This is a genomic window from Amycolatopsis cynarae, from assembly GCF_026802195.1.
Taxonomy (GTDB): domain Bacteria; phylum Actinomycetota; class Actinomycetes; order Mycobacteriales; family Pseudonocardiaceae; genus Amycolatopsis_E; species Amycolatopsis_E rhizosphaerae.
On sequence record NZ_CP113836.1, the window covers coordinates 6,077,668 to 6,101,356 of the forward strand.

The window sequence follows — 23,689 nt, forward strand, 5'->3', positions numbered from 1 at the left end:
TGACCGGAAAGGTTCAGCCATGCCGTCCTACGTCGCGTCGATCGATCAGGGAACCACCTCGACCAGGACCATGATCTTCGATCATTCCGGCCAGGTCGTGGCCTCCGACCAGCGGGAGCACCGGCAGATCTTCCCGCGCGCCGGCTGGGTAGAGCACGACGCCGAGGAGATCTGGGAGAACACGCGCGCGGTCACCGCGGGCGCGCTCGCCAAGGCCGACCTGCAGGCGAGCGACATCGTCGCGGTCGGCCTCACCAACCAGCGTGAAACCACGCTCGTCTGGGACCGCACCACCGGCAAGCCCGTCCACCACGCGATCGTCTGGCAGGACACCCGGACGGACAAGATCGTCGACGAGCTGGGCGCGCTCGGCGGCGGCCAGGAGCGCTACCGGGCCACCACCGGGCTGCCGCTGGCCACGTATTTCTCCGGCCCCAAGGTGAAGTGGATTCTGGACAATGTGGACGGTGCGCGTGAGCGCGCCGAAGCCGGCGACCTCCTGTTCGGCAACATGGACACCTGGGTGTTGTGGAACATGACCGGCGGGCCGGAAGGCGGGCTGCACGTCACCGACCCGACCAACGCCTCCCGCACTCTGCTGATGAACCTGGACACGCTGTCCTGGGAAGCCGGACACGCCGCCGACATGGGCATTCCGATGTCCATGCTCCCCGAAATCCGTTCGTCCTCGGAGGTGTACGCCCCGGGCAGGGAACGCGGTGCCCTGTCCGGTGTGCCCATCGCGGGCATCCTCGGTGACCAGCAGGCCGCCACCTTCGGCCAGGCGTGCCTGTCCCCCGGCGAGGCGAAGAACACCTACGGCACCGGCAATTTCGTGCTTCTCAACACCGGCACCGAGAAGGTCATGTCGCAGAACGGACTGCTCACCACGGTCTGCTACAAGATCGGCTCGAACGAGACCGTGTACGCGCTGGAGGGCTCCATCGCGGTGACGGGCGCACTGGTGCAGTGGCTGCGCGACAACCTCGGCCTGATCAACTCCGCCGCCGAAATCGAGGAACACGCGAGAACCGTCGAAAACAACGGCGGCGCCTACTTCGTCCCGGCCTTTTCCGGATTGTTCGCCCCGTACTGGCGCTCCGACGCCAGGGGGGTGATCGCCGGCCTCACCCGGTTCGTGAACAAGGGCCATCTCGCCCGCGCGGTCCTCGAAGCGACCGCCTTCCAGTCCCGTGAAGTGATCGAGGCGATGAACGCCGATTCCGGGGTGCCCCTGAAGTCCCTCAAGGTGGATGGCGGGATGGTCGTCAACGAACTGCTCATGCAGTTCCAGGCCGACATCCTGGGCGTGCCGGTGATCCGCCCGGTGGTCAGCGAGACCACCGCGCTGGGCGCGGCCTACGCCGCCGGCCTCGCCGTCGGGTTCTGGGAGAGCGAGGACGACATCCGGAACAACTGGGCCAAGGACAAGGAGTGGATCCCTTCGATGGACGAGCAGCGGCGTGAGGCCGAATTCCACAACTGGAAGAAGGCGGTGACGAAGACCTTCGGCTGGGTGGAGTGAGGACGGCCGCCGGAGCTATCCGCCCACCGAGATCACGCAGAAGGGCACTCCCTGATCGTCGGTCACCTGAGCCATCCGCCCGTAGGGCGAATCCATCGGTTCGCGGATCACCTTGCCGCCCAGTTCGGTCGCCTTCGCCACCGTGGCGTCCGTGTCGGCGACCCCGAAATACGTCGACCAGTGCGGCGGGACCTCCGCGGGCACTTCGGGGGGCAGTTCGCCAAGGCCGCCCACGACGTTGCCGCCGACCTTGAGCACCGCGTACTTGAACTCCCCGCTCGACATGTCGTCGAGTTCGTAGCCGAAAACGTTGGTGTAGAAGGATTTCGCGCCCTCGAACTCCCGGGTCATGCACTCGTTCCAGGTAAGCGCGCCGGGCTCGTTGGCAACCTGCGCCCCGGTGGTCTCCCGGGACTGCCACAACCCGAAGACGGCCCCGGCCAGATCGGCCACCACGGCCATCCGCCCCTCCTGGCCGATGTCCTCCGGCGGCATCAGGACCCGCCCTCCGGCCCCGGTGATCTTGGCGGCGGTGGCGTCGGCGCTGTCCACGGCCAGATAGGTCTGCCAGACCGAGGGCATCTCCCGATCAGGCGGCTTGGGCCCGACCGCCGCGGTGGCCTTGCCGTCGACCAGCGCGACCGCGTAGTGACCGTGTTCCTCGCCCTGATCCGCGAACTGCCAGCCGAAGAGTGCCGTGTAGAACTCCTGCGCGCGACGGCCGTCGGAGGCCATCAGGTCGACCCAGCACGGGGTGCCTTCGGGCCAGGGTGTGGTGCGCTCGGTCATGGTGACTCTCCCTTTCATCGGTGCTGTGCTTGCGGTCACAGTCTTGCACCGGGCACCGACAAAAACGGGCGCCGCGAAGCCGAGGCTCCGCGGCGCGGGAAAAGCCACCCTGATCGAGTGACTGGGCGCGAAATCAGTCGAGGTCGTCGTGGCGCATGAGCTGGCGGCCCGCCTCGGTGATCGAGCCGGACAGGGACGGATACACCGAGAAGGTCAGCGCGAGATGGTCCACGGTGAGCTGGTTCTGCACGGCGAGCGCGATCGGCAGGATCAGTTCGCTCGCGCTCGGGGCCACCACCACGCCGCCCACGACCACGCCCGTCGCCGGGCGGCAGAACAGTTTGACGAAACCGTGCCGCAGCCCCTCCATCTTGGCGCGCGCGTTGGTGGCCAGCGGCAGCATGATCGTGCGGGCGGGCACCTCGCCGGAGTCGATCGCGCTCTGCGAGATCCCGACCGTGGCGATCTCGGGGTGGGTGAACACGTTCGCCGCGACCGTCTTGAGCTTGATCGGCGCGACCCCCTCGCCCAGGGCGTGCCACATCGCGATCCGGCCCTGCATGCTGGCCACCGAGGCCAGCATCATGACGCCGGTGCAGTCGCCCGCGGCGTAGATACCGGGCACGCTGGTGCGCGACACCCTGTCGACGGCGAGGAACCCGCCGGGGCCGGGCTCGATGCCGACCCGCTCCAGACCGATGTCGTTGGTGTTCGGGATCGAACCGACGGTCATCAGCGCGTGGCTGGCCTCGATGACGCGGCCGTCGGCGAGATGCACCGCCACGCCCTTCTCCGTGCGCTCGACCTTTTCGGCGCGGGCGTGCTTGGCGACCGAGGTACCGCGCTGCCAGAAGACCTCCTCCAGCACCGCCGCGGCGTCGGCGTCCTCGTGCGGCAGCACGCGATCCCGGCTGGACACCAGGGTGACCTTCACGCCCATCTCGGTGTACGCGGAGGCGAACTCGGCGCCGGTGACACCCGAGCCGACCACGACCAGGTGCTCCGGGAGCTCGCACAGGTCGTACAGCTGGCGCCAGTCGAGGATGCGTTCCCCGTCCGGCACCGCGCCCGGCAGGACGCGGGGAGTCGCCCCTGTGGCGATCAGCACAACGTCGGCGTCCAGCACCTCGGGATCACCCGAGCGGGGGGTGACATAGACCTGGTGGGTGGCAAGACCCGGCTCGGCGTCGTGGAACCGCGCCGAGCCGATGATCACCCGGACGCCTTCGCGCTGGACGCGGGCGCGGATGTCGGCCGACTGGGCGAGCGCGAGGGCCTTGACCCGGCCGTGCACGGTCCGCAGGTCGATGCTCGTGTCCGCCATCTCGGTGACGATGCCCAGCTCACCGAGGCCGTGCATGCTGGCGCGGGCCCCCGAGGAGGCGATGAAGGTCTTGGACGGGACACAGTCGTAGAGGACGCAGGCGCCACCGAGCCCATCACGTTCCACGATCGTGACATTCGCACCGTGCTGAGCCGCCACCAGTGCCGCCTCGTAGCCCGCCGGGCCCCCGCCCATGATCACGATCCTGGTCACTTCGTCCTCCTTGTTGCACCGCTCGTACCCACCTTAGGAGGGCAGTGCCGGAGTAGGTCCGGTCGGGTGAGCGACGGGTCGCTAGGCTGTGGCAGTGCCGTTGTATGCCGCTTACGGATCCAACATGGAGCCCGCGCAGATGATGGAGCGCGCTCCGCACTCGCCGATGGCGGGCACCGGCTGGCTGGAAGGCTGGCGGCTGACGTTCGGCGGTGAGGACATCGGCTGGGAGGGCGCGCTCGCCACGATCGTCGAAGACCCGGGTTCCCGGGTCTTCGTGGTGCTCTACGACGTCACCCCGCTCGACGAAGCCCAGCTCGACCGCTGGGAGGGTGACGAGCTCGGCCTGCACAACAAGATCAGACTCCGGGTGCAGACCATGGACGGTTCGGTGCTGGCCTGGCTGTACGTACTGGACGCGTACGAAGGCGGCCTGCCCTCCGCCCGCTACCTCGGCGTCCTCGCGGATGCCGCCGAAGCGGCCGGCGCTCCCGCCGACTACGTCGAAGACCTGCGGACCCGCCCCTGCCGCGGCATCGCCACCTGACCCACCCTCAGGCGCTTGTGTCCCACCCTCGGGCGGGTACTAAGCGGCCTGCCGCCGCGGGCGGAAGGCGGTCCGCACCGCGGCGACCAGGCGCGAAAGGTCCTTCAGATCGCTCGCGTCGGCACGGATCACGATCCAGCCCCGCCGCCGCAGGTCCTCTTCCCGCGCGGCGTCCTGTTCCCTGCGGGCTTCGTGCGCTTCGCACCCGTCGTACTCCACGGCGATCCGCGCCTCGCGCCAGCCCAGGTCGAGCCGGTAGACCTCGTTCCCCTTGAGGTCGAAGCTGCAGAGTGCCTCGCCGGTCCGGCCGGGCCCGGATCCGCTCCTCGGGCCACGCCCGGAACCCTGTCCCGCTCATCGAACTGTCCGTAGTGGACAGTGGGTCGGTCGCGTCCGCATCTTCCCGTGATACGGGAGCAGGACGTGGACCGGCGCCTCGTCCCGCATACTTACCGACCTCGTGGCTCAGCTGAGATCGCGTGTAGGCGCCGTGCAATCCCTCAGGTAATAACAACACGTGCTCAGCATGTCGCGGAACGCATCCATGTTGAGCCTGTGGATAAAAATCTGTGGATAACCCGGTTACCTGTGGATAACCCGGACCCTCGTGGAGGTGGGACACACCTCCACGAGGATGGGACACAAGCGCCTGGGGGTGGGACTCAGGCGAGGGCGGCGAGGGCGGTGTGGACCAGGACGCGGATGCCGACGGCGAGCGCGCGCTCGTCGAGTTGGAAGGTCGGGCGGTGCAGGTCCCTCATCTCCCCTTCACCCGACCAGACGCCCAGGCGGGCGAACGCGCCGGGGACGTGCTCCAGGTACCACGCGAAGTCCTCGCCACCGGAGGACTGCTCCGTGCCGGTGAGGGCCTCCTCGCCGAGGGCCGCCTCCGCCCCCGCGCGCAACAGCGCGGTGCTGTCCTCGTCACCCACCAGCGGCGGCACGCCGCGCCGGTAGTCCAGTTTGAACCCGACGCCGGTCGGCGCGAGCAGCGACTCCACCGAGGACGCGACCAGCGGCTCCAGCGCCTTCCACACCTCGTGCTCGGCGGTGCGCAGGGTGCCGCGGAGCACGCCGTCCTGCGGTACCGCGTTCGCCGCCTGCCCGGCGTGCACCGCGCCCCACACCAGCACGGTGCCGGACCGGGGGTCCACCCGGCGCGACAGCAGCGAGGGCAGCGACGTGATCACCACGCCCAGGGCGTGCACGAGGTCTGCGGTCAGGTGCGGGCGCGACGTGTGCCCGCCCGGCGAGGTGAGCTGCAGTTCGATCAGGTCGGCCGCGGAGGTCAGCGGCCCGATCCGGGAGCCGATTCGCCCGACCTGCAGCCGCGGATCGCAGTGCAGGCCGAAGATCCGGTCGACCCCTTCGAGGCCGCCCGCGTTGATCACGTCCAGCGCACCGCCGGGCATGACCTCCTCGGCGGGCTGGAAGATCAGCCGGACGCGGCCCGGCAGTTCGGGTGCCGAGGCCAGGGCCAGGCCCGCGCCGAGCAGGATCGCCGTGTGCGCGTCGTGGCCGCAGGCGTGCATGGCGCCTTCGACGGCGGAGGCGAAGGGCAGTCCGGTGGCCTCGGTCAGCGGTAGTGCGTCGATGTCCCCGCGCAGGGCGACACAGACCGGGCCGCTGCCCACGTCGCAGAGGACGCCGGTGCCGCCGGGCAGCACGGTGGGCTCCAGCCCGGCCGAGCGCAGCACCGCGGTGATCAGTTCCGTGGTCGAGAACTCCTGACGCGCGAGTTCCGGGTTGGCGTGGATGTGCCGCCGCCAGGCCACGACGTCCGCGCCCGCGCGCGCGAGCCACTCGTCGAGCCAGAACGGTCCTCTTCCCGCACCGAGGTCGGTCACAGGTGCCATGCTGACGCCATCCGCGGAGATCAGCGCGTCCCATGCCCCGAATGAGGCATGCGACCCCTCGCGGTCGCCGGGAATGTCCCGCCGTGAGTCCAGCACGGTCACGCCGAACCTCCATCTGCCAGTCGCGTGTAACCCATTTGCCGCAATCCTGCACCATACGGCGGGGGGCCAGAAACCACACGGTGGCTTCCCGGGACGGCCGGTAGTGGATCTGCGTTGAACGGCAGCCAAGAGTTCGGTCCACCTGTACCCGCGCACCGGTCCGGCGGCCTTTCGGCCGCCCGCCGTCAGGCCTGCTTCTTCTTCTTTTTGGCCCGCCTGCTGTGGCCCCACACGACGATCAAGGCGAGCACCGCCGCGATCACCCCGACGATGATCTTGTTCTTGGCCTTCTGTGCGTTGGCGCGCGCGTTGTCCGAAGGATCGATCCGAGGGCCGGGGGGCGCCGTGGTCTGCTGCGCGAGCGGGCCTGCCAGGCCGGCGCGGGGCGTCGACCCGGGCATCGCGACCCGCACCGCCGACGACCCCGCCGACGACGGCGGCAACGCCGCCGCGACCGGCATCGGCTCCGCGAGGGCCATCGCGGCCGGCGTCGTGAGCGGCACCAGTACCCCGAGCATCAACCCGCCGAGCATCGCCCGAACCTTGTTCATCACTGTCGCCTCCCTCGACCCGGCGCGGATCACGATCAAGTGTGCCCGGGGCGAGGGCGGAAGTCACGCTCCGAAAGCGTCCAGAATACGCTGCGCCGCCAGTGTCGGGGTGAGTTCGCCGTCGCGCACGGCCCGTTCGACGTCCCGTTCCACCGCACGCACCCCGGGGTGCTGCTCCAGCCGGGACAGCAGTTGCTCGCGGACCATGGCCCACATCCACTCGACCTGCTGCGTGCTGCGCTTGCGGTCCAACTCGCCCGATTCGAGCAGCTGGGCGCGGTGGCGCTCGATCTGCTGCCAGACGACGTCGAGCCCGTTGTCGTGCAACCCGCTGCAGGTCAGCACCGGCGGGGTCCAGGAGGCGTCGGAGCCGTAGATCATCCGCAGCGCGCCGGAAAGCTCCCGCGCGGCCCGCTTGGCATCGCGTTCGTGCTCGCCGTCGGCCTTGTTCACCGCGATCACGTCGGCGAGTTCGAGCACGCCCTTCTTGATGCCCTGCAACTGGTCACCGGTGCGGGCCAGGGTCAGGAACAGGAAGCAGTCGACCATGTTCGCCACGGTCACCTCGGACTGGCCGACCCCGACGGTCTCCACCAGCACGACGTCGTACCCGGCGGCCTCCATCAGCACGATCGTCTCGCGGGTGGCGCGGGCGACCCCGCCGAGGGTGCCGGAGGTCGGCGAGGGCCGGATGAAGGCCGCCGGATCCACCGCCAGCCGGGCCATGCGGGTCTTGTCGCCGAGGATGCTGCCGCCGGTACGGGTGGACGAAGGGTCCACCGCGAGCACCGCCACGCGGTGCCCGGCGGCGGTCAGGTCGATGCCGAGCTGGTCGATGAAGGTCGATTTACCGACACCGGGCACGCCGGTGATACCGACCCGCCGGGCGCCGCCGGCGTGCGGGAGCAGCTCGACCAGCAGCTCCTGCGCCTGCCTTCGGTGATCCTCACGGTTCGACTCGACCAGGGTGATGGCCCTGGACAGGATGCCGCGGTCCCCCGCGAGCACTCCCTTGGCGTAGGCGTCGACGTCGATCCGGCGGGCCACTCAGCCTGCCTGCTGTTCGAGCCGCTCGAGCAGTTCGAGTGCGGAGTCCGCGATCACCGTGCCCGGACCGAAGATCGCCGCCGCGCCCGCCTCGCGCAGCTGTTCGTAGTCCTGCGGCGGAATGACGCCGCCGACCACGATCATGATGTCGGACCGGTCCAGGTTCGCCAGCTCCTCGCGCAGCGCGGGCACCAGGGACAGGTGCCCGGCGGCCAGCGAAGACACCCCGACCACGTGCACGTCGGCCTCCACGGCCTGCCGCGCGACCTCCGCCGGGGTGGAGAACAGCGGGCCCACGTCCACGTCGAAGCCGAGGTCGGCGAAGGCGGTGGCGATCACCTTCTGGCCACGGTCGTGGCCGTCCTGGCCCATCTTCGCGACGAGGATGCGGGGGCGGCGGCCCTCGGCCTCGGCGAAGGCCTCGACCCGCTCACGCACCTTGGTCACGTTCTCGGACTTCCCGACCTCGTCGCGGTACACACCGGAGATGGTACGAATCTGCCCGGCGTGCCGTCCCCAGATCTTCTCCAGCGCTTCGGAGATCTCGCCCACGGTGGCCTTGGCGCGTGCCGCGTCGACGGCCAGTTCGAGCAGGTTCCCGCTGCCCTCGGCGCCCGCCGTGAGCCGACGCAGGGCGTCCTGGGTGGCGTTCTCGTCGCGCTCCTCGCGCAGCCTGCGCAGCTTCTCCAGCTGCTGAGCGCGCACCCCCGCGTTGTCCACCTTGAGCACGTCGATCTGCTCGTCGGAGTCCACGCGGTACTTGTTGACCCCGATCACCGGCTGACGGCCGGAGTCGATCCGCGCCTGGGTGCGGGCGGCGGCCTCTTCGATCCGCAGCTTGGGGATGCCCGCGTCGATCGCGCGGGCCATGCCGCCCGCGGCCTCGACCTCGCCGATGTGGCCCCACGCCTTGCGCGCCAGGTCGTAGGTGAGCCGTTCGACGAACGCGCTGCCGCCCCACGGGTCGATCACGCGGGTGGTGCCGGACTCCTGCTGCAGCAGCAGCTGGGTGTTCCGCGCGATGCGGGCCGAGAAGTCGGTGGGCAGTGCGAGCGCCTCGTCGAGTGCGTTGGTGTGCAGCGACTGGGTGTGCCCCTGGGTCGCCGCCATCGCCTCCACGCAGGTGCGGACGACGTTGTTGTAGACGTCCTGGGCGGTCAGCGACCAGCCGGAGGTCTGGCTGTGGGTCCGCAGGCTCAGCGACTTCTCCGACTTCGGCTCGAACTGCTTGACCAGCTTGGCCCACAGCAGCCGGGCCGCGCGCATCTTCGCGACCTCCATGAAGAAGTTCATGCCGATCGCCCAGAAGAACGACAGCCGCGGCGCGAACTTGTCGATCTCCAGCCCGGCGTCGAGCCCGGCGCGGAGGTACTCGACCCCGTCGGCGAGGGTGTAGGCCAGTTCCAGGTCGGCGGTGGCCCCCGCCTCCTGCATGTGGTAGCCGGAGATGGAGATCGAGTTGAACCGCGGCATCTTCTGCGAGGTGTAGGCGAAGATGTCGGAGATGATCCGCATCGAGGGCTGCGGCGGGTAGATGTAGGTGTTGCGGACCATGAACTCCTTGAGGATGTCGTTCTGGATGGTCCCGGCCAGCTTGTCCGGCGTGACACCCTGCTCTTCCGCGGCGACGATGTAGAGCGCCATCACCGGCAGCACCGCGCCGTTCATGGTCATCGACACGCTCATCCGGTCCAGCGGGATGCCGTCGAAGAGCTGCCGCATGTCGTAGATCGAGTCGATCGCCACGCCCGCCATGCCGACGTCACCGGCGACGCGGGGGTGGTCGGAGTCGTAGCCGCGGTGGGTGGCCAGGTCGAAGGCGACGGAAAGCCCCTTCTGCCCGGCGGCGAGGTTGCGGCGGTAGAAGGCGTTGGACTCCTCGGCGGTGGAGAACCCGGCGTACTGCCGGATGGTCCACGGCTGGTTCACGTACATGGTGGGATACGGCCCGCGCAGGAACGGCGCGATCCCCGGGTAGGTGTTCAGGAAGTCCAGACCGGACAGGTCCTCGGCGCCGTAGACCGGCTTGATGCCGATGCCCTCCGGGGTCTCCCAGACCAGCGCGTCGGCTCCCTTGCCGGTGCTCGCGTGCAGCGCCTCGGCCCAGTCGGCCTGGCCTGCCGGGTCGGGGATGCCGAGCTCGACGTCGGAGAAGTCGGGGATGGCCATCACTTCACTCCCAGCGTTTCGAGTGTGCTGGTCAGCACGGCGAGCGCGTCACATCCTGTGTAGGCGAAGGCGCTGATCCCACCGTAGGACTCGTCCGGTTTGCCGGCGAGGAGGACGGCTTTCGCCCCCGCTTCGCGCAGGGCCGCCGCGACCTCACCGGCCCGCTCCGCGTAGGAGCGGTCGCTGCCGCACAGGCAGGCGACGGTCGCGCCGCTGGCCCGGAACGCGGCGAGAAGATCGTCCACCGCTCCCGGGTTGACCGGCTCGATGCCACCGGCCTGGAACAGGTTCGAGGCGAAGGTGGCGCGCGCGGTGTGCGAAGCGACCGGGCCGAGCGTCGCCAGGAAGACCTTCGGCCGCTCGCCGTGCTCGGCCAGGTACGCGTCGGAGCGGTCCCGCAGCTGCTCGTAGGCCTGGGCGTAGCGCACCTTCGGCAGCCCGCCACCGTCCGCGGCGGAGGGGTACGGGCTGCGCTCGACGGGCTTCTCGGCGAGGTTCGGGAACTCGCTGACCCCGGTGACCGGGTCACGGCGGGTGGCCAGCCGGGCCGAGCGGGCCTCCCAGGTCCCGGCCAGACGGCCGGCGACGAATCCGGAGTCGAGCGCGGCCTCGATGCCGCCCTGCCGTTCGAGTTCGGTGAACTCGCGCCAGGCGGCGCTGGCAAGTGCGTCGGTGAGGTTCTCCACGTACCAGGAGCCGCCCGCGGGGTCGATCACGCCGGCCAGGCGCGACTCCTCGAGCAGGATCGCCTGCGTGTTGCGGGCGATACGCCGGGAGAACGCGTCGGGCAGGCCGATCGCCGCGTCGAACGGCAGGACGGTGACGGCGTCCGCGCCGCCGACGCCCGCGGCGAAGCAGGCGACGGTGGTGCGGAGCATGTTCACCCACGGGTCGCGCTGGGTCAGCATCGCCGTGGAGGTGACCGCGTGCTGCTTCATGCCTCGGGCGCTCGCCCCCGCGACCTCGGTGACCCGGGCCCACAGGCGGCGGGCGGCCCGCAGTTTCGCGATGGTGAGGAACTGGTCGGCGGTGGCGGCCAACCGGAATTCCAGCTGGTCGGCGGCCTGGTCGACGGTGAGCCCCGCGTCGGTGAGGGCCCGCAGGTAGGCCACCCCGGCGGCGATCGCGGCGCCGAGTTCCTGTGCATCGGAACCGCCCGCCTCGTGGTAGGGCAGGCCGTCCACGACCAGCGTGCGCAGCTTCGGATACCGCTCGGCGACACGAGCGGCCAGGGCGGCGGCGGCCGCGGTCTCCTGGGCGTTGCCGGTGCGGGCGCGCAGCCCGATCGGGTCCGCCCCGAGGTTGCCGGTGACCGCGCTGTCCGGGATGCCCTTCTCGGCGTACACGGCGAACAGGGCGTCGGCCGCGGCCTGGTAGCCCGCGCCCGCGTCGAGCACGACAGGGGCGAGGTCGAGGTAGACCTCATTGAGCGCGTCGGCGAGGGACTCCGGCGCGATTCCGCCGTCCCCGACCTTGAGCCAGACCGAGGTGGCGCCGTTCTCGAGGTCGGCGAGGATCGCCTTGTTCGTGGCGGCGGGATCGGGATCGGCGTGCAGTGACCGCACGTCCCAGCCGGTGCCCACCGCCCCTTCCGGCCTGGTGCCCCGCACGAACGGCGGGAGGCCGGGGTAGCCGGCGGGCGGCGCGGTCTCGCCGGCGGTGTAGAGCGGCTGGATCTCGATGCCGTCGTAGGTCTGGGAGCTCAGCAGGCTTTCCGGCGCGCCCGCGAAATCTTCCGGCAGCGCCCCGCTCTTCGCGAGCACCCCAGCGACGAGTTTCTGCCAGTCGGCGCGTTGTGGCGCGGCGAACTCGGCGGCGAGCGCGAGCTCGGGGCCGCCCGCAGTGGGCGGCGTTGTCCCAGCCTGAGTCATAGTTAACGATGGTAGGGGGGACGCCGACACCGCAAGTGTGAGCCTGCTCGCGGTCGGGGTGGGGCGCATCCGCAAGAATGTGCGGGTGCCCACCGCGAGCGAAGAGCCCCGCGTCGTCGCCGGACGCTACCGGCTGCGGTCCGTCCTGGGGTCGGGATCGATGGGCACCGTCTGGTCGGCCTACGACGAGTTCCTGCGCAGGCCGGTGGCCGTCAAGGAGATCCGGCTGCCACCGGGCGTGACCGCCGGGCAGGCCGACGAGCTGCGGGAACGGACCCTGCGCGAGGCCAGGGCCATCGCCGTGCTGTCCCACCCGAACGTGATCGTGCTGCACGACGTGGCCCGCCAGGACGGCGAGCCCTACGTCGTGATGGAGCTGCTGCCCTCGCACAGCCTGGCCGAGCTGCTCAAGGCACACGGCCCACTGAGCACCGAGCAGGCCGCCGCCGTGGGGGACGCGGTCGCCGCGGCGCTCGAAGCGGCCCACGAGGCCGGTATCACCCACCGTGACGTCAAACCCGGGAACGTCCTCGTCGCCGAGGACGGCCGGATCAAGCTGACCGACTTCGGCATCGCCCGCAACGTCTCCGAAGCGACCATGACGCGTACCGGCATGACGCTCGGTTCGCCGGCCTACATCGCCCCGGAGGTCGCCTCCGGCAAGGCGGTGACGCCTGCCGCGGATCTGTGGGGCCTGGGCGCGACGCTGTTCAGCGCGGTCGAAGGGCGCCCCCCTTACGACGCCGACGGCGACCCGCTGGAGACCATCGGCAAGGTCGTCAAGGGCGAGGTGCCGCGGCCGTCGCCGGGTCCGCTGGCCGCCGTGATCAGCGGCCTGATGGCGAAGGAACCGCTCGACCGGACTTCGCTGCGGGAGGTCCGGCTGCAGCTGTACCCGATGCTCACGAAGGCCCCCAGGATCCTGTTCGGACCCGAGATGTTCCGGCAGGCCAGCGGCCGCCGTGACGAGGCGACCGACACCCGCGAGATAGCGGCCGCGCCCGCACCGGCGACTCCGCCGTCCGCGCCATCGGCGCAACCGGCGCAACCGGCGCCGACGGCCGAGGCCAGCCAGGAGTTGGCGGCGGACCCGGGGCCGCTGCCGTTCGGACTCTCCCCTGCCCCTGCCCCTGCCCCTGTCCCGGCCCCGCCGCCGCCCTCGCCGCGACGCGGTACGGCCATCACGGTCGCGCTGGCCACCGCCGCGATCCTGCTGTTCGTGATCGCCACCGCGGGCGGTTTCGTCGCCGCACGGGCGATCGGAGGGGCGCCGCCCATGCCGCCGAGCCCGCGCAGCCAGGTGCCGCCGTCCCAGCCCGTCTCGACGAAGTTCGAGCGGCGGACCGGGGACGCGTCGAACGTGCGCGGGGCCCCGGGCGGGACCTTCTCGGTGGAGGTGCCCGAGGACTGGACCCGGTTCACCGGCTCGGCGTCGGGAGACGGTCTGCCCCCCTCCACGCTGGTGGAGTGGGTTTCGCCGGACGGCTCGCAGATGTTCGCCGTGGACCACATCGCGGGCTACTCCGCCGATCACGACGTCGAGCAGTACATCAAGGCACTGTCCGCCAGCCGTGGGACGGGCAACTTCCGGGCGCTGGACAAGTCCCCGCTGGTGGGCAAGGAAGGGTGGGCGCTGTCGTACCGCACGTTGGACCGGGGCGGCAACACCCAGATCAGCCGGACCACCTTCGCCCAGATCTTCCGGCAGGGCAACGGCCTGTGGGCGGTGAGCGTGACCGTGCCGACCGAGCAGGAAGAGACCGCGAAGGTCGAGCTCTACCAGCGGATCATGCCCACGTTCTCGATCAATCCCTGAACCGCTCCGCCGAGGCGCGTCGCTGCGCGAGCCGCCGCAGCGCGGTGAACATCGCGTCGCCGAGCACCGTCCCGATCGCCGCTCCCTCCACAATGGACTCCGTCGAGGTGAGCGAGCCGATGGCGGCGAGGTCGAGTTCGGCCATGCGGTCGGCCAGTGCCGCGTACTCGTCCAGCCGCTCGATGAGTTCGACCCTTTCGAGGTGGGCGAAGGCGGCTACCGCTCCGACGAGCGCCTCGAACACGATGTCGCCGGGGCCGCCCTTCCAGCCGTGTTTCCGCACGACGGGCTCGATCTTCTCCAGCGCCCAGGCGCGGGCCTCGGGGTCCGGTTCCGTCTTCGGCACCGGCAGCCCGCACTGGATGACCCCCAGCAGGCTGTGGGTGGGCGCGCGCTGGTCGATCGCTTCGACGACCTCGCGCACCGCCGCCACGGTCAGGCCGCCGACCTCGAGCAGGGCTCGGACCAGTCTGAGCCGACGGACGTGCTCCTCGCCGTAACGGGCCTGGTTGGGGCTGGTCCGCTCGCCGGGCGGGAGCAGGCCTTCGCGCAGGTAGTACTTGATCGTGGCGACGGGCACGCCGGATTCCCTGCTCAGCTCGGCCATCCGCATCGCGAGCGTCCTTTCCTGTGAATCTTCTCAACATGGATAGTTTAGGTTCCCATAATGGATAGAAGGACTATCCACTTGAGGAGGGACCGTGACTACCTCACCAAGACGGCCGATGATGATCTCCGCCGGGGTGATGGCCGTGATGGCCGTCGTCTCGCTCGGCGGGCTGGTCTTCGACGACCGCATCCTGCTGGGCGCACCGATCTGGCTGAAACCGTTCAAGTTCGCCCTCTCGATCGGGATCTACTTCCTGACCTGGGGATGGCTGAGCTCGCTGCTCACCGTCAGGCAACGGCTCGTCGCGCGCGTCTCGGCCGTCGTCATCGGCCTGCTGGGGGTCGAGTACGCCATCCTGATCACCCAGGTCATCCGCGGCCGGGCCAGCCACTTCAACGTGTCCACCACCTTCGACCGGCTGCTGTACCTGATCATGGGCGGCAGCATCGCGGTGATCTGGACGGGCACGCTGGTGCTCACCGTGCTGTTGTTCCACACCCCGATCGCCGACACCGCGAGCAGGCTCGCGATCCGCTGGGGCGCGCTGATCTCCCTGATCGGCATCGGGCTCGGCGGCCTCATGCTCGTCCCGACCTCCCAGCAGCGCGCCTCCGCCGTGCACCAGGTCATCGGCGCCCACAGTGTCGGCGTCCCCGACGGCGGGCCGGTCATGGCGGTCACCGGCTGGAGCACCACCGGCGGTGACCTGCGGATCCCCCATTTCGCCGGCATGCACGCGCTGCAGGTGCTGCCCCTGCTGGCCATGCTGCTCGGCTTTCTCGCCCGGCGCTTCCCCCGTCTGCGGCCCGACCGCACCCGGGGCCGCCTGACCGCCATCGCCACGGCGGCCTACGCGGGCCTGGTCGCGCTGGTGACCTGGCAGGCGGAACGCGGCCAGCCCTTCATCCACCCCGACGGGCTCACCCTCTCGGCCTTCGGTCTCCTCGCCGCCGCCACGCTGGGCGCCGCCACCCTGGTGATCGCACGCGGCCCCGCGGGCACGACCGTTCCCGAACCGGCCCGGCACACGGAGATGGCGCGATGAACCAGTTGTTCCAACTGACCTTCTGGCTGGCCGCCCCGTTCTGGGCGCTGATGATCCTGGCCCCGTCCTGGCGGTGGACGAGCCGGATCCTGGCCTCGCCATGGGTGACCCTGCTGCCGCTCACCGTGTACGCGCGCGTCGTGGCACCGCACTTCGGGGCGCTGTGGACGGCGGTGAGCCGCCCCGATCTCCCGGTGCTGCAGGCGTTCCTGGCCCAGCCCTACGGCGCCGCGGCGATCTGGGCCCACCTGGTCGCCTTCGATCTGTTCCTGGGCCGGTGGATGTTCTTCGAAGCACGTGCCCGGGGCATCCACCCGCTGGTCGTCGGCCCGATCCTGCTGCTGACGATCTTCCTCTCCCCGATCGGCGTGGTCGTCTTCCTCGCCGTCCGTTCCGCCACCCGCACCGCTACGCAAACCACTCCAGTCACAGGCCCTAATCTCAGGCCATGAGTGAACTTGACGTGGCCGCCGCCGCGGCGGCGGCCATCGGGGAGCGGACCGGATTCGCCAGGCACGACATCGCCGTTGTGCTTGGTTCCGGATGGCGCCCCGCCGCCGACATCCTCGGGGAGCCCGACGCGGAGATCCCGCTCGGCGAGCTGCCCGGTTTCGAAACCCCCAGCGCGATCGGTCACGGGGGCACCGTGCGCTCGGTCGACGTGGCAGGCAAGCGGGCACTGGTCCTGCTCGGCCGGACCCACCTCTACGAGGGCAAGGGGGTCGCCCGCGTGGTGCACAACGTGCGCACGGCGGCGGCCGCGGGAGTGAAGTCGGTACTGCTCACCAACGCCGCCGGGGGCCTGCGTGCCGGATTCGCGGTGGGGCAGCCGGTGCTGATCTCCGACCACCTCAACCTGACCGCGACCTCCCCGATCGTCGGGGCGAACTTCGTCGACCTGGTGGATCTCTACTCGCACCGGTTGCGCGAACTGGCCCGCGAAATCGATCCGAGCCTGGAAGAAGGCGTTTACGCCGGTCTGCCCGGCCCCCATTTCGAAACTCCGGCCGAGATCCGCATGCTTCGCACCCTCGGCGCCGACCTGGTCGGCATGTCGACCGTGCTGGAGGCGATCGCCGCCCGCGCGGCCGGGATCGAGGTGTTCGGGCTGTCCCTGGTGACCAACCTCGCGGCGGGGATCACCGGCGAACCGCTCAGCCACGAGGAGGTCCTCGAAGCCGGACGCGCCTCCGCCGAGCGGATGGGCACACTGCTGCGGGATCTGGTGGCCCGTGCCTGAGCGGCTAGCCCCCGAACTACGCGACAGGACCGTCGCCTGGCTGGCCGGTGAGGTGGACGAGGATTCGCGCGAGGAACTCGGCGAACTGCTCGACCGGGCGGATCAAGGGGAGCCGGGCGCCGCGGCGGAACTGGCGGACCGGATGAACGGCTCCCTGACCTTCGGTACCGCCGGGCTGCGCGGACCCGTGCGGGCGGGGCCGAACGGGATGAACACCGCCGTCGTGGTGCGCACGACGGCAGGCGTCGCCGAATGGCTCACCGGCCACGGCCGTGCCGGGCAACTCGTGGTGATCGGCCGCGACGGCAGGCACGGTTCCGAACAGTTCGCCGCCGCGGCCGCGGAGGTCCTCCATGCGGCGGGTTTCGACGCGCGGATGCTCCCGGGCCCGCTGCCCACCCCGGTGCTCGCCTACGCGGTCGGGCACCTCGGGGCGGCCGCGGGGATCCAGATCACCGCGTCGCACAACCCTCCCGCGGACAACGGGTACAAGCTCTACGACCACACCGGCGCCCAGATCGTGCCGCCGTCGGACGAGGAGATCGAGGCCGCGATCGCCCGGGCTCCCGACGCGAAGGAGATCGCCCGGAAGCCGGGGGTACCGGTCGTCGGCCCCGAACTGCTCGAAAGCTACCTGGCGAAGGTCGCCGCGCTGCCGCACGGGAAATCGCGGGAGCTGCGGATCGCCGCGACCGCTCTGCACGGGGTCGGCGCCCAAGTGCTGACCGAAGCGCTCCGCGGGGCGGGGTTCACGGATGTGCATCTGGTGGCCCGGCAGTCGGAGCCCGATCCGGACTTCCCGACGGTGTCGTTCCCGAATCCGGAGGAGCCCGGGGCCACCGACCTGCTCCTGGCATTGGCGGCCGAGGTGGGGGCCGATCTCGCGATCGCCCTGGATCCCGACGCCGACCGTTGTGCGCTGGGCGTGCCGGGGCCCGGCGGTTCCTGGCGGATGTTGCGGGGCGACGAGACCGGAGTGCTGCTGGGTGAACACATCTTGTCCACAACGGACAGTGAGAACCCGTTGGTGGCCACGACGATCGTCTCGTCGTCACTGCTCGGGGAGATCGCGGCCGCGCACGGGGCCCGGTACGCGGAAACGCTGACCGGGTTCAAGTGGCTTGCCCGTGCCGGGGAGGGTCTGGTGTTCGCCTACGAGGAGGCGCTCGGGCTGTGCGTGAATCCGGATTTCGTGCATGACAAGGACGGGATCGCGGCCGCGGTGGTGGCCTGCGATCTCGCGGCGACGGTGAAGGCGGCCGGGCGTTCGCTGCTGGACCTGCTGGATGATCTGGCGGGCAGGCATGGCGTGTACCTGACGGAACAGTTCTCCCTGAGGTTCCCGGATGCCGGGGTACCGGCACGGCTCCTGGCCGGCCTGCGTGCCGAACCCCCCGCCGAGCTTGGTGGGTTCCCGGTGCGGACGGAGGATCTGCTGCCCCGTACCGATGCTCTGCGGTTGACCGGGGACGGGTTCCGAGTGGTGATCCGGCCCTCGGGGACCGAGCCGAAACTCAAGGCCTATCTGCAGGTGACGGAACCTGTGCCGGACGCGGTGGAGCCGGCACGGAAGAAAGCAGCCGAACGACTGGCGGCCTTGCGCGCGGACCTCGCGGCCCTGCTACCGGCCACGCAGTAGCCCTGCCGGGTGGGCGCTTCGACACGAAGTGCCCACCCGGTTCCGGGCATGAAAAAAGCCTCGAGGCCCTGGGAAAACCCCTTCACAGGGTTCTCAACCAGGGCCCCGAGGGCCATAAAGAGTGTTCGGCGGTGTCCTACTCTCCCACACCCCTTCGAGTGCAGTACCATCGGCGCTGGTGGGCTTAGCTTCCGGGTTCGGAATGGAACCGGGCGTTTCCCCACCGCCATGACCACCGAAACATTATGATCACACACAACCACTATCCAATAAACAGGGTCGCGTGGTGTTTCAGAACCATAGAGTGGATGCGTAGCACCTTTGTAGACAAGTCCTCGGCCTATTAGTACCAGTCAACTCGAAAACACATTACTGTGCGTCCATTTCTGGCCTATCAACCCCATCGTCTCTAGGGGGCCTTAACCCACAAAGGGGTGGGAGACCTCATCTTGGAACAGGCTTCCCGCTTAGATGCCTTCAGCGGTTATCCCTTCCGAACGTAGCCAACCAGCCATGCCACTGGCGTGACAACTGGCATACCAGAGGTTCGTCCGTCCCGGTCCTCTCGTACTAGGGACAGCCTTCCTCAAGTCTCCTACGCGCGCGGCGGATAGGGACCGAACTGTCTCACGACGTTCTAAACCCAGCTCGCGTGCCGCTTTAATGGGCGAACAGCCCAACCCTTGGGACCTACTCCGGCCCCAGGATGCGACGAGCCGACATCGAGGTGCCAAACCATGCCGTCGATATGGACTCTTGGGCAAGATCAGCCTGTTATCCCCGGGGTACCTTTTATCCGTTGAGCGACACCCCTTCCACCAGGAGGTGCCGGATCACTAGTCCCGACTTTCGTCCCTGCTCGACCTGTCAGTCTCACAGTCAAGCTCCCTTGTGCACTTACACTCAACACCTGATTGCCAACCAGGCTGAGGGAACCTTTGGGCGCCTCCGTTACTCTTTAGGAGGCAACCGCCCCAGTTAAACTACCCACCAGGCACTGTCCCTGAACCGGATCACGGTCCGAGGTTCAGATTCCCAATCCGATCAGAGTGGTATTTCAACAACGACTCCACGAGAACTAGCGTCCCCGCTTCACAGTCTCCCACCTATCCTACACAAACCGAACCGAAAACCAATACCAAGCTATAGTAAAGGTCCCGGGGTCTTTCCGTCCTGCCGCGCGTAACGAGCATCTTTACTCGTAATGCAATTTCGCCGGGCCTGTGGTTGAGACAGCCGGAAAGTCGTTACGCCATTCGTGCAGGTCGGAACTTACCCGACAAGGAATTTCGCTACCTTAGGATGGTTATAGTTACCACCGCCGTTTACTGGCGCTTAAATTCTCAGCTTCGCCCCGAAAGGCTAACCGGTCCTCTTAACGTTCCAGCACCGGGCAGGCGTCAGTCCATATACATCGTCTTACGACTTCGCATGGACCTGTGTTTTTAGTAAACAGTCGCTTTCCGCTGGTCTCTGCGGCCAACTCACCCTAGCCCGCGAAGGGCTTCAAGTGCTTTGGCCCCCCTTCTCCCGAAGTTACGGGGGCATTTTGCCGAGTTCCTTAACCACAGTTCACCCGATCGCCTTAGTATTCTCTACCTGACCACCTGTGTCGGTTTGGGGTACGGGCCACACATGTTCTCGCTAGAGGCTTTTCTCGGCAGCATAGGATCACTCTACTTCACCTCAACGGCTACGCATCACGTCTCAGCCCATATGGAACACGGATTTACCTACGTTCCGGCCTACACGCTTACACCAGTACAACCACTCACTGGCGGAGCTACCTTCCTGCGTCACCCCATCGCTTAACTACTACACCATCAGGCCCCACGCTCACCAACCACCAATCCGAAGATCAGCAGCCAGCTCGGGTGGTTAGTATCCGGCGCCTCGCTATGGGCGAACACACGCGGGTACGGGAATATCAACCCGTTGTCCATCGACTACGCCTGTCGGCCTCGCCTTAGGTCCCGACTCACCCTGGGCAGATTAACTTGACCCAGGAACCCTTGGTCATCCGGCGGCAGAGGTTCTCACTCTGCATTCGCTACTCATGCCTGCATTCTCACTCCCACACCCTCCACCGCTAACTTACGTCACGGCTTCACTGGATGCAGGACGCTCCCCTACCCATCAACACGACTACACACAACCCACAAAGAGCTGCGCGGATCTATTGTGTCAATGACACGGCTTCGGCGGTGTGCTTAAGCCCCGCTACATTGTCGGCGCAGGACCACTTGACCAGTGAGCTATTACGCACTCTTTCAAGGGTGGCTGCTTCTAAGCCAACCTCCTGGTTGTCTGGGCAATCCCACATCCTTTCCCACTGAGCACACACTTCGGGGCCTTAGCCGGTGTTCTGGGCTGTTTCCCTCTCGACGACGAAGCTTATCCCCCGCCGTCTCACTGCCGCGCTCTCACTCTCTGGTATTCGGAGTTTGGTTGACTTCGGTAACCCGGTAAGGCCCCTAGGCCATCCAGTAGCTCTACCCCCAGAGAGAAACACACGACGCTGCACCTAAATGCATTTCGGGGAGAACCAGCTATCACGGAGTTTGATTGGCCTTTCACCCCTACCCACAACTCATCCCCCAGGTTTTCAACCCTGGTGGGTTCGGGCCTCCACACCGTCTTACCGGCGCTTCACCCTGGCCATGGGTAGATCACTCCGCTTCGGGTCTAGACCACGCGACTCAAACGCCCTATTCAGACTCGCTTTCGCTACGGCTACCCCACACGGGTTAACCTCGCCACGCAGCACTAACTCGCAGGCTCATTCTTCAAAAGGCACGCCATCACCCAAAGGCTCTGACGGCTTGTAGGCACACGGTTTCAGGTACTCTTTCACTCCCCTCCCGGGGTACTTTTCATCTTTCCCTCACGGTACTAGTCCGCTATCGGTCACCAGGAAGTATTTAGGCTTACCGGGTGGTCCCGGCAGATTCACAGCAAATTCCACGAGCTCGCTGCTACTCGGGAACACCATCACACAACACCAACACGACTTTCGCGTACGGGACTCTCACCCACTCCGGTCAACCATCCCAGGCTGTTCCACTAGCCGCGCAGCATCACGCCCAGACTGTCAGATCTGGGAAGACAGGTCCCACAACCCCGCACACACAACCCCTGACAGGTATCACATGCATACGGTTTAGCCTCCTCCGCTTTCGCTCGCCACTACTCACGGAATCACACTTGTTTTCTCTTCCTACGGGTACTGAGATGTTTCACTTCCCCGCGTTCCCTCCATACCGGCTATATATTCACCAGCAGGTAACACCTCATAACAGGTGCTGGGTTTCCCCATTCGGACACCCTCGGATCACAGCTCGGTTGGCAGCTCCCCGAGGCTTATCGCAGCCTCCCACGTCCTTCATCGGCTCCTGATGCCAAGACATCCACCATGTGCCCATAACAACTTGACCACAAAGATGCTCGCATCCACTCTACAGTTCTCAAACACCACACCAGAAACAACCACCCACCGGCAAAACCGGCCCAGGCGTGTTGCCTCAGGACCCAACAGTGCACCAACAAACACCAAACAACAGAACCCCATCCACACACTTTCCACGCCCCCACCAACAGGCAGAAACAGTACTCACGCGGGACAGCAAACCCTGCCGCCGGCATAAACCAGTAGTTCCACAATTCCTTGAGCGCCCAGACAGTGCCACATTCGGACACTAGGCCTGGCCACTCCACCACTCACCACCAAAAGCGGATCGGATGGATGTGTTGTGCTCCTTAGAAAGGAGGTGATCCAGCCGCACCTTCCGGTACGGCTACCTTGTTACGACTTCGTCCCAATCGCCAGTCCCACCTTCGACCACTCCCTCCCTTACGGGTTGGGCCGTGGGCTTCGGGTGTTACCGACTTTCATGACGTGACGGGCGGTGTGTACAAGGCCCGGGAACGTATTCACCGCAGCGTTGCTGATCTGCGATTACTAGCGACTCCGACTTCACGCAGTCGAGTTGCAGACTGCGATCCGAACTGAGACTGGCTTTAAGGGATTCGCTCCACCTCGCGGTATCGCAGCCCTCTGTACCAGCCATTGTAGCATGTGTGAAGCCCTGGACATAAGGGGCATGATGACTTGACGTCATCCCCACCTTCCTCCGAGTTGACCCCGGCAGTCTCCCGCGAGTCCCCGCCATTACGCGCTGGCAACACAGGACAAGGGTTGCGCTCGTTGCGGGACTTAACCCAACATCTCACGACACGAGCTGACGACAGCCATGCACCACCTGTACACCAACCACAAGGGAAACCGTATCTCTACGGCTGTCTGATGCATGTCAAGCCCAGGTAAGGTTCTTCGCGTTGCATCGAATTAATCCACATGCTCCGCCGCTTGTGCGGGCCCCCGTCAATTCCTTTGAGTTTTAGCCTTGCGGCCGTACTCCCCAGGCGGGGCGCTTAATGCGTTAGCTACGGCACGGACAACGTGGATGTCGCCCACACCTAGCGCCCAACGTTTACAGCGTGGACTACCAGGGTATCTAATCCTGTTCGCTCCCCACGCTTTCGCTCCTCAGCGTCAGTATCGGCCCAGAGACCCGCCTTCGCCACCGGTGTTCCTCCTGATATCTGCGCATTTCACCGCTACACCAGGAATTCCAGTCTCCCCTACCGAACTCAAGTCTGCCCGTATCGACCGCAAGCTGAAGGTTAAGCCTCCAGTTTTCACGGCCGACGCAACAAACCGCCTACGAGCTCTTTACGCCCAATAATTCCGGACAACGCTCGCACCCTACGTATTACCGCGGCTGCTGGCACGTAGTTAGCCGGTGCTTCTTCTCCAGGTACCGTCACTTGCGCTTCGTCCCTGGCGAAAGAGGTTTACAACCCGAAGGCCGTCATCCCTCACGCGGCGTCGCTGCATCAGGCTTTCGCCCATTGTGCAATATTCCCCACTGCTGCCTCCCGTAGGAGTCTGGGCCGTGTCTCAGTCCCAGTGTGGCCGGTCACCCTCTCAGGCCGGCTACCCGTCGTCGCCTTGGTAGGCCATCACCCCACCAACAAGCTGATAGGCCGCGGGCTCACCCTGCACCGCCGGAACTTTCCACCCCACACCATGCGGTGCGAAGTCGTATCCGGTATTAGACCCCGTTTCCAGGGCTTATCCCAGAGTGCAGGACAGATTACCCACGTGTTACTCACCCGTTCGCCACTCATCCACCACCGAAGTGGCTTCAGCGTTCGACTTGCATGTGTTAAGCACGCCGCCAGCGTTCGTCCTGAGCCAGGATCAAACTCTCCAACAATGTCAGAAAATCCGATCGACTCAAACAGTCAATCTCAAAGGAACCCAAAGGGTTCAAATATACAAA

At 67.4% G+C, this 23,689-nt stretch carries 16 protein-coding genes and 3 rRNA genes; 7 read left to right on the forward strand and 12 right to left on the reverse strand.

Going from position 1 to position 23,689, the window contains the following annotated elements; genetic code table 11:
• Positions 1-19: 19 nt before the first annotated feature.
• Positions 20-1,525 (forward strand): glycerol kinase GlpK, encoded by a 1,506-nt coding sequence (gene glpK / locus ORV05_RS29215; protein ID WP_268755186.1) that lies wholly within the window; start codon positions 20-22, stop codon positions 1,523-1,525.
• Between the two features lie 15 nt (positions 1,526-1,540).
• Here glpK and ORV05_RS29220 read toward each other — a convergent pair whose 3' ends face one another.
• Together ORV05_RS29220 and ORV05_RS29225 are read right to left on the reverse strand one after the other, a co-directional pair.
• Positions 1,541-2,314, reverse strand: a complete 774-nt coding sequence (locus tag ORV05_RS29220) for a VOC family protein (RefSeq protein WP_268755187.1) — start codon at positions 2,312-2,314, stop codon at positions 1,541-1,543.
• Between the two features lie 133 nt (positions 2,315-2,447).
• Positions 2,448-3,851, reverse strand: coding sequence for an NAD(P)H-quinone dehydrogenase (locus ORV05_RS29225; RefSeq protein ID WP_268755188.1), 1,404 nt, complete (start codon positions 3,849-3,851; stop codon positions 2,448-2,450).
• A 94-nt stretch (positions 3,852-3,945) separates the two neighbouring features.
• On the opposite strand from ORV05_RS29225, the gene ORV05_RS29230 reads away from it, so the two are divergent.
• The gene (locus tag ORV05_RS29230; protein ID WP_186382599.1) at positions 3,946-4,398 is read left to right on the forward strand and encodes a gamma-glutamylcyclotransferase; all 453 of its coding nucleotides are present in this window, start codon (positions 3,946-3,948) and stop codon (positions 4,396-4,398) included.
• 39 nt (positions 4,399-4,437) lie between these two features.
• On the opposite strand, the gene ORV05_RS29235 is transcribed toward ORV05_RS29230, so the two are convergent.
• The 6 genes from ORV05_RS29235 to mutA form a co-directional block, all read right to left on the reverse strand.
• Entirely contained in the window at positions 4,438-4,617 is a 180-nt protein-coding gene (locus ORV05_RS29235; RefSeq protein WP_268755189.1) for a DUF559 domain-containing protein, read from the reverse strand.
• Between the two features lie 443 nt (positions 4,618-5,060).
• Positions 5,061-6,356, reverse strand: coding sequence for a M20 family metallopeptidase (locus ORV05_RS29240; RefSeq protein WP_268755190.1), 1,296 nt, complete (start codon positions 6,354-6,356; stop codon positions 5,061-5,063).
• Between the two features lie 185 nt (positions 6,357-6,541).
• Positions 6,542-6,907, reverse strand: a complete 366-nt coding sequence (locus ORV05_RS29245) for a hypothetical protein (RefSeq protein ID WP_268755191.1) — start codon at positions 6,905-6,907, stop codon at positions 6,542-6,544.
• Between the two features lie 63 nt (positions 6,908-6,970).
• Positions 6,971-7,954 (reverse strand): methylmalonyl Co-A mutase-associated GTPase MeaB, encoded by a 984-nt coding sequence (gene meaB / locus ORV05_RS29250; protein WP_268755192.1) that lies wholly within the window; start codon positions 7,952-7,954, stop codon positions 6,971-6,973.
• The gene (scpA, locus tag ORV05_RS29255; RefSeq protein WP_268755193.1) at positions 7,955-10,123 is read right to left on the reverse strand and encodes a methylmalonyl-CoA mutase; all 2,169 of its coding nucleotides are present in this window, start codon (positions 10,121-10,123) and stop codon (positions 7,955-7,957) included.
• Entirely contained in the window at positions 10,123-11,994 is a 1,872-nt protein-coding gene (mutA, locus tag ORV05_RS29260; protein ID WP_268755194.1) for a methylmalonyl-CoA mutase small subunit, read from the reverse strand. Before mutA ends, scpA begins: the two co-directional genes overlap by 1 nt.
• Before the next feature lie 160 nt (positions 11,995-12,154).
• On the opposite strand from mutA, the gene ORV05_RS29265 reads away from it, so the two are divergent.
• Positions 12,155-13,810: a serine/threonine-protein kinase gene (locus tag ORV05_RS29265; RefSeq protein WP_268759950.1), complete on the forward strand. Its 1,656-nt coding sequence runs from the start codon at positions 12,155-12,157 to the stop codon at positions 13,808-13,810.
• Here the strand turns inward: ORV05_RS29265 and ORV05_RS29270 are convergent.
• Positions 13,800-14,423, reverse strand: a complete 624-nt coding sequence (locus tag ORV05_RS29270) for a MerR family transcriptional regulator (RefSeq protein ID WP_268755195.1) — start codon at positions 14,421-14,423, stop codon at positions 13,800-13,802. The genes ORV05_RS29265 and ORV05_RS29270 overlap by 11 nt on opposite strands.
• Positions 14,424-14,511: 88 nt before the next feature.
• Here ORV05_RS29270 and ORV05_RS29275 point away from each other — a divergent pair, with 88 nt between their 5' ends.
• The 4 genes from ORV05_RS29275 to ORV05_RS29290 are packed head-to-tail and all read left to right on the forward strand — an operon-like array spanning position 14,512 to position 18,344.
• Entirely contained in the window at positions 14,512-15,465 is a 954-nt protein-coding gene (locus tag ORV05_RS29275; RefSeq protein ID WP_268755196.1) for a hypothetical protein, read from the forward strand.
• Positions 15,462-15,917, forward strand: a complete 456-nt coding sequence (locus ORV05_RS29280; protein WP_268755197.1) for an ABA4-like family protein — start codon at positions 15,462-15,464, stop codon at positions 15,915-15,917. Before ORV05_RS29275 ends, ORV05_RS29280 begins: the two co-directional genes overlap by 4 nt.
• On the forward strand, positions 15,914-16,705 hold the full coding sequence (locus ORV05_RS29285) for a purine-nucleoside phosphorylase (RefSeq protein WP_144592513.1): 792 nt from the start codon (positions 15,914-15,916) through the stop codon (positions 16,703-16,705). Before ORV05_RS29280 ends, ORV05_RS29285 begins: the two co-directional genes overlap by 4 nt.
• Positions 16,698-18,344 (forward strand): phospho-sugar mutase, encoded by a 1,647-nt coding sequence (locus tag ORV05_RS29290; protein ID WP_268755198.1) that lies wholly within the window; start codon positions 16,698-16,700, stop codon positions 18,342-18,344. The genes ORV05_RS29285 and ORV05_RS29290 overlap by 8 nt, the downstream gene beginning before the upstream one ends.
• A 123-nt stretch (positions 18,345-18,467) precedes the next feature.
• On the opposite strand, the gene rrf is transcribed toward ORV05_RS29290, so the two are convergent.
• The 3 genes from rrf to ORV05_RS29305 form a co-directional block, all read right to left on the reverse strand.
• Positions 18,468-18,584, reverse strand: a 5S ribosomal RNA gene (gene rrf, locus ORV05_RS29295).
• An 83-nt stretch (positions 18,585-18,667) separates the two neighbouring features.
• Positions 18,668-21,778: ribosomal RNA gene (locus ORV05_RS29300) — 23S ribosomal RNA — on the reverse strand.
• 326 nt (positions 21,779-22,104) lie between these two features.
• A 16S ribosomal RNA gene (locus ORV05_RS29305) occupies positions 22,105-23,623 on the reverse strand.
• Together the 16S, 23S and 5S rRNA genes form the textbook arrangement of a ribosomal RNA operon.
• Between the last annotated feature and the right edge of the window lie 66 nt (positions 23,624-23,689).

Coding starts and splice junctions, on each gene's coding strand:
- glpK (WP_268755186.1), top strand. CDS start 20: ATGCCGTCCTACGTCGCGTCGATCGATCAGGGAACCACCTCGACCAGG.
- ORV05_RS29220 (WP_268755187.1), bottom strand. CDS start 2,314: ATGACCGAGCGCACCACACCCTGGCCCGAAGGCACCCCGTGCTGGGTC.
- ORV05_RS29245 (WP_268755191.1), bottom strand. CDS start 6,907: ATGAACAAGGTTCGGGCGATGCTCGGCGGGTTGATGCTCGGGGTACTG.
- scpA (WP_268755193.1), bottom strand. CDS start 10,123: ATGGCCATCCCCGACTTCTCCGACGTCGAGCTCGGCATCCCCGACCCG.
- mutA (WP_268755194.1), bottom strand. CDS start 11,994: ATGACTCAGGCTGGGACAACGCCGCCCACTGCGGGCGGCCCCGAGCTC.
- ORV05_RS29265 (WP_268759950.1), top strand. CDS start 12,155: ATGGGCACCGTCTGGTCGGCCTACGACGAGTTCCTGCGCAGGCCGGTG.
- ORV05_RS29270 (WP_268755195.1), bottom strand. CDS start 14,423: ATGCGGATGGCCGAGCTGAGCAGGGAATCCGGCGTGCCCGTCGCCACG.
- ORV05_RS29280 (WP_268755197.1), top strand. CDS start 15,462: ATGAACCAGTTGTTCCAACTGACCTTCTGGCTGGCCGCCCCGTTCTGG.
- ORV05_RS29285 (WP_144592513.1), top strand. CDS start 15,914: ATGAGTGAACTTGACGTGGCCGCCGCCGCGGCGGCGGCCATCGGGGAG.